The organism is Roseiconus nitratireducens, from assembly GCF_008629675.1.
In the GTDB taxonomy this organism is placed as follows: Bacteria; Planctomycetota; Planctomycetia; order Pirellulales; family Pirellulaceae; genus Stieleria; species Stieleria nitratireducens.
Map to the genome: position 1 here is coordinate 1 of NZ_VWOX01000045.1, position 6,172 is coordinate 6,172.

Below are 6,172 nucleotides of genomic sequence, written 5' to 3' on the forward strand. Positions count from 1 at the left end.
GATCCATGAACCTCGCGACGAAGTCACTAGCTGCAATCATATTGTTTGGATTGATTGCTGCAGTCGCTTTCGCGTCGTGGCTTTTCTTGGATTGGTCGCGCGAAATTTCCCCCGCGACGTACGCTTCATGGCTTGATACAGATCGGGCTGTCTACGCCGACGTCGATTCCGTTTCTGAATCGGATCTTCAGCTTTATGCATATGCTTACGAACGAAACAAATATGCAGACGCAATTCCTGAAGCGACACGACTACCGAGGATCGCTAATGCTGACGGATATGTCCCTGCTTTCAAACTCGGTGACGATACGTTTATCTTGGTCTGGAAATGGGTGAATTCATCCGCGGGGTTGGCGATTTCTGATTCATCTGATTTTAAAACGAAAATCGAGACGCTTGACGATCGTTTCCGAGTTCGCCATGTCTCCGGTAACATCTACGAATGGGACCTTGACCTGGAGTCTGGATCTCAACCATGAAGCTGGAAATGCCGAATGGAACGCCGGATAACCATCGGATGCACGCGGAGGCCGCGAATCAGGTCGAGCGGTTTGGTCTGAATCACTCTCGCGGCCCCGGTGATCCGTAACGTTCCCGTAACATCCCGCGTAAGTCCCAGACGACCGACGAAGGGACCGTGTGGATTGCGGATCACTCTCTCTCGATTTGGTCAACAAACGCAACGCTGGACGTCGGCCGTGCGGAGCAGCGTATTCTCAAAGCCTTTGTTCAAACGCCCAACTGCAGAGCGAACCTGAGAATCTGGCGAACTGATTCGCAGTCGTTGGGCGATTTACGCCAATCGCATCGAACCAACGCCTGGCCTCAGGCTGGAATGCCCCCAACGCCGATGACTCGCGTAATGTTGGAACCGCGAGCGTTTACCGGCTACCATTGTCCGATCGATATTCAAAGACAGACGGGAACCATGCGATGATGCGGAGTCGCCGAGTAGGGTTCTCGAAAACGTCAGGTCCAACGCGGCGACCCGCATATCGCCAACGTTCCCGTAAATTGTTGCGTAGAACCAAGACGACCGACAAAGTGACCGTGTGGATGACGGAGCACCGGCTCTTTCGGTTTGGCCAACAAACTCAGTGCTGGACGTCCGGCGTACAGAACGGCGTATTCTCGAAACCCTTGTTCAAACGCCCAGCTGCAGAGCGAACCTGAGAATCTGGCTAACTGGTTCGTAGTTGCCTCGCGATTCAAGCCAAATTGATCGAACCAACGCCCGGCCTCAGACCGGTTTGCCCCGACGCTGAAGACTCGCGTAATCTTGGAACTGCGAGCTCCTGTCGGCTAATATGGTTCTTCAGATTCACAGCGAAGGACGGGAACCAAGCGATGCACACGGAGTCCGCTCGTCCTCTCATTTTTCAACATCTCTCTGGGGCAGCGGGGCCGACGGCTGTCACCCACCTACCGAAGGTCCGCGGACCCGGTGATCGCCGAACGTTCCCGTGAATCGTCGCGTAGAACCAAGACGACCGACGAAGTGACCGTGTGATTGAATGAGTGGAACCTCTTCCGGTTTGGCCGACACGCTGACTGGACGGCACCTGGCGTAGTGACCAGCGTATTTTCCCGGCTGTTGGTCAATCGCCCAACGTCAGAGCGAACCTGAGAATCCGACCGGCTGATTTGTAGCTGCCGCGCGATTCCAAATGCATCGAACCGACGCCTGACCCCAGGCTGGAATGCCCATAACGCTGACGACTCGCGTAGTGTTGAAGCGACGAGCGATTGCCGGCTATCATTATCCAACTGATGTTCGAAGACGGACGGGAACCATGCGATGATGCGGAGTCGCCGAGGGTGGTTCTCGAAAACGTCAGGTCCAACGCGGCGACCCGCATATCGCCGGACGTTACGGGACAGATAGGACTGATAACCAACGACCGTTTCCAGGATGGAATTGATTGACCACCCTGAAGCGAACTGCAGGCTCGAGCGGCCGGCGACGCGAAGCGAACGCTGGAAGCCAAAACGAACTTCCACGTCAAACGGAACTCACTGCGGATTTATTGCCCCAACGCCCGGCTCAAGCGAGCAGCCGAATCAAACGGAACGACTTGAATCAACGCTGTCGTCCAGACTGCCCTGCGGGGCATTGGCAACGCTCGAATCCCTTGGTCCGCAACGCGGGACGCTGACTGACAGACGCAAAAAATCAATGCCGGCCGACTGGGACGGCCACACCATATTTGCAAAGACCCGTAACCAAGCGATGATGCGGAGTCGCGGAATCCGGCCAAACGGGTTTGAGAACCAACCGCCGCGACCGCGCATATCGCGACCGTTCCCCGTATTTGTTTTGCGTACTGGATGATACAGCTTGATTCGTGCCGTTGATTCAGATCGACTGTTTATTGGCGACGCAATATCCGCTCGCGATCTCCGTCAGCTTTACGACCTGGAACTGACCGCCGTTGTCGATTTGGCGGCTAATGAACTGCCGGCTCAGCTGGGACGCGACTTGGTTTACTGCCGATTTCCTCTGCACGATGATGGTTCCAACAGCGAGCACCTAATCCGATCCGCGCTGGATTGTATCACTTCACTGATCCACAACGCCCATCGAACGTTAGTGGCGTGCAGCGCGGGAATGAGTCGATCACCGGTCTTGGCAGCTGCTGCGATTTCGCTGTTGTCACGCGAACCACTGGACGCTGTCCTGACTCGTATTGTCGCCGACTCGCCTCATGATGTTTCACCTGCATTGTTTTCCTCTGTTGCGTCGATTCACGCTACACTGATGGATGCCCCGGCATGAAACCAAGCAGCGGGGAACAATCGGATGCACGACGAGTCGCCGAGTCGTGGTAATTGAAGTGGAGGATCGCTCGCGGCGACCGCGTGATCCGTGGCGTTCGTCAGGAGTAAGAATACGATGATCCGATACTTGGTGCTCGCAGTTCTGACCGTTTGCCTGCTAACGCATGCCACGGCGACGGAACCACCGCCGGTTGAGGTGAAGCATCTCGACTACAAATCGATTACGAAAGCCAATGACTGGATTGGCTTGAAATTTCCAGATGCCTTACCAAGAGATTCCGTTTCGCGAATAATCTTGACCCAGCTAAAGCCAGTTGGAATTCCCGGCACCGCTGACGACAAGTTAACTGACCAGCAAACTCGTGATATAGCGTCCGGATTAATGCGTACACTGTTTTCTGAAACAGGTGCGATACACAAATGGGGACAATTGGCGGAAGAAGGGGAAATGGCAGAACTCGTCATTGTCACAAAATCAGGTAAAATCTTCTTCGTGGACGTGCTGCGGAAAACGGGGGAACAGAACGCAAACGCTTTCATTCTTCGTGGCTCTGGATTTTCCGTTAGGCTCACAGTTGTCCGTGACTCGGAAGACTGAAAATGACGAACCATCGCGTGCACCCGAGCACGCGAATCAGGCGAATTTGAAATGGAAAATTTCTCGCGCGTGCCGGGTGACGCGTGACGTTCCCGTGAATCGGCGCGTAGAACCAAGACGACCGACAAAATGACCGTGTGGATTACGGAGCACCGGCTCTTTCGGTTTGGCCAACAAACTCAATGCTGGACGTCCGGCGTACAGAACGGCGTATTCTCGAAACCCTTGTTCAAACGCCCAGCTGCAGAGCAAACCTGAGAATCTGACTAACTGGTTCGTAGTTGCCTCGCGATTCAAGCCAAATTGATCGAACCAACGCCTGACCTCACACCTGAATGCCCCCAACGCTGAAGACTCGCGTCGTGTTGGCACCGCAATCTCGTGTCGGCTAACATGGTTCTTCAGATCCACAGTGAAGGACGGGAACCAAGCGATGCACACGGAGTCCGCTCGTCCTCTCACTTTTCAACTTCTCTCTGGGTCAGCGGGGCCAACGGCTGTCACCCACCTACCGAAGGTCCGCGGACCCGGTGATCGCCGGACGTTCCCGCAACATGCTTCGTAAAGCTAAGACGACCGACGAGATGACCGTGTGGATTACGGAGCGCCGACTCTTTCGGTTTGGCCAACAAGCTCAACGCGAGATGATGCCGTAGGGCGCTGCGTATTCTCGAAACTCCTGTTCAAACGCCTAGCTGCGGAGCGAACCTGAGAATCTGACGAACTGATTCGCAGTCGTTGGGCGATTAGCGCCAATCGCAGCCAACCGCCGCCTGACCCCAGGCTGGAATGCCCCCAGGGCCGACGACTCGCGTAATGTTGAATCTTCGAGCGTTTGCCGGGTACCATTGTCCGATTGATGTTCAAAGAAAGACGGGAACCATGCGATGATGCGGAGTCGCCGAGGACGTTTCTCGAAGACGTCCGGTCCAACGCGGCGACCCGCATATCGCCGAACGTTATCCGAACAGGCCAGAACGATGGGTCGCGTCCAGATTCTCTTCATCGCTTTAAGCATTGCGTTGGCAGGTGCAATCGCGACTCCACCAGTGCTTCACCTTCAACGGCTATCCCATTTCGAAAGCGTGCAAAAGCTTGTCGCACATCATGGTTGCTCTCTAACATTTGATCTCCAAGGCGACTACTCGCTCCAACTACACGGAGCAGCTGTAGATGACACGACTATTTCAACACTTGTCCCACACCTTGCCACTTTGCCCTGCGGATTCACATTTCTTGGCCCTGGCGAACCTCGGGGCCTCTATGTTTCACTGCAAGATGCAACGATCACAGATAGTGGCATGAAGCTTCTTTGCACTCTTCCAGTAGATCTGATCTCGATGCAAAATGTTCCGAATCTTTCTGACCGATCCATTGACGCACTGTCGGCTCTTCCGAATCCCTGTGCGATGATCGTCGGCGACATGCCTTTTTCACTTGAGGGCCTTCGTCGATTGCGGGAAACAAAACCAAACGCTTATTTTGGCTGGACTGGAAACGACGGATAACAATCAAATGCACCGAAGTCGCCGAATTGAGTCTGTTTTGAGTTCTTGTCGTCTGCGGCGACTCGGTGATTTGTAACGTTCGTCGGATGATCAGAGCAAGGCGTTGCATGCGGCCTCGAACTGCCGACGGTGAAAACCAAAGCGAACCACCATATCAATTGTGCTATCCGGCCCGGGCTCCGGTGGAAGCGGCCTGGCGCGATGCGGCTCAAACCAGAAGGGACGTCTGCTGGTCATGGCACGTTTCGACTCGCGTAACCAACGCCAATTGATGCAGCGCCCCACGGTGCTGTCGCTAGCCGTTTCGATGATGACCGTTAAATGTAACTGCAGGCAATCAGCACCGTAGCCAACGCGGGCTAACGTGCCGCCCCCACATGACCGTCGCTAGCCGGTACGATAACGTCGACGGAACACCTGCCGCCGAAACCAGCACTGCCCCCCGCACCGACCGAGGCAGTCGACGAACCATCCGATGCACCCGAGTCCGCGAATCGGGGTGTTTCGAAAATGGAAGATCAACCGCGCGGACCGGGTGATCGGTAACGTTCGCTGACAGAAGTGAGTAATGATCGCAGATTCCGCGTCATTGGATGCAGCACGCAAGAATTGGTCAGGTGTCGAAGCTCTCCGCGAGAAGCTTAATGTCAGTGCGTTTTCTGCGGTCGGTGTTGTTGGAGGGACCTTTCCTTTTTCACTTGCGGACGCCGCACACAACGTGCCCTTGCTGCATGCATTCTCCGTACTCAATGATGTCCTTGCACAACTCGCTTCCGAAGGACATTTTTCTTGCAAATCGCATTTTCTGGGAGCACTCGTCGCAAAGAGTGCTAATCAACTTCCGTGGAGGGATGTCGAATCTGTCAAATCTGGTATCAAAGATCGAAACCGCGTTGCACATTTAGGAGTGATGCTGTCGCGTTGTACCTGTTGGAAGCACATCGACACAATCAAACTCGAACTCACGCAATTCGGTATATTGCAATGCAGCGAACCATCGAATGCACCGGAGTCGCCGAGTTGAGTTTGTCCTGAGCTTAGGTCATTCGTGGCGACCCGGTGATTCGTAACGTTCCCGTGAATTGTCACGTAGAGCCAAGGCGTCCGAGGAAGTGACCGTGTGGTTTACGGAACACTCGCTCTCTCGATTGGGCCAACAAGCCCAACGCTGGACGTCTGACGTACGGAGCAGCGTATTCTCGAAGACCTCGTTCAGACGCCCAAGTGCAGAGCGAACCTGAGAATCCGACCGGCTGATTTGTAGCTGCCGCGCGATTCCAAATGCATC

At 54.7% G+C, this 6,172-nt stretch carries 4 protein-coding genes; all 4 read left to right on the forward strand.

Features of this window, described 5'->3' with window-relative positions:
• On the forward strand, positions 1 to 479 hold a 479-nt coding region (locus FYK55_RS28525), incomplete at its 5' end, for a hypothetical protein (protein ID WP_161604826.1).
• Between the two features lie 1,859 nt (positions 480 to 2,338).
• Positions 2,339 to 2,776 (forward strand): dual specificity protein phosphatase family protein, encoded by a 438-nt coding sequence (locus tag FYK55_RS28530; protein ID WP_150080024.1) that lies wholly within the window; start codon positions 2,339 to 2,341, stop codon positions 2,774 to 2,776.
• A 117-nt stretch (positions 2,777 to 2,893) separates the two neighbouring features.
• The gene (locus FYK55_RS28535; RefSeq protein WP_150080025.1) at positions 2,894 to 3,376 is read left to right on the forward strand and encodes a hypothetical protein; all 483 of its coding nucleotides are present in this window, start codon (positions 2,894 to 2,896) and stop codon (positions 3,374 to 3,376) included.
• Positions 3,377 to 5,452: 2,076 nt separating this feature from the next.
• On the forward strand, positions 5,453 to 5,908 hold the full coding sequence (locus FYK55_RS28545) for a hypothetical protein (protein WP_150080027.1): 456 nt from the start codon (positions 5,453 to 5,455) through the stop codon (positions 5,906 to 5,908).
• Positions 5,909 to 6,172 lie beyond the last annotated feature (264 nt).

Excerpts from the sequence above, each read along its gene's own strand:
- FYK55_RS28535 (WP_150080025.1), top strand. The coding sequence starts at position 2,894 with ATGATCCGATACTTGGTGCTCGCAGTTCTGACCGTTTGCCTGCTAACG.
- FYK55_RS28545 (WP_150080027.1), top strand. The coding sequence starts at position 5,453 with ATGATCGCAGATTCCGCGTCATTGGATGCAGCACGCAAGAATTGGTCA.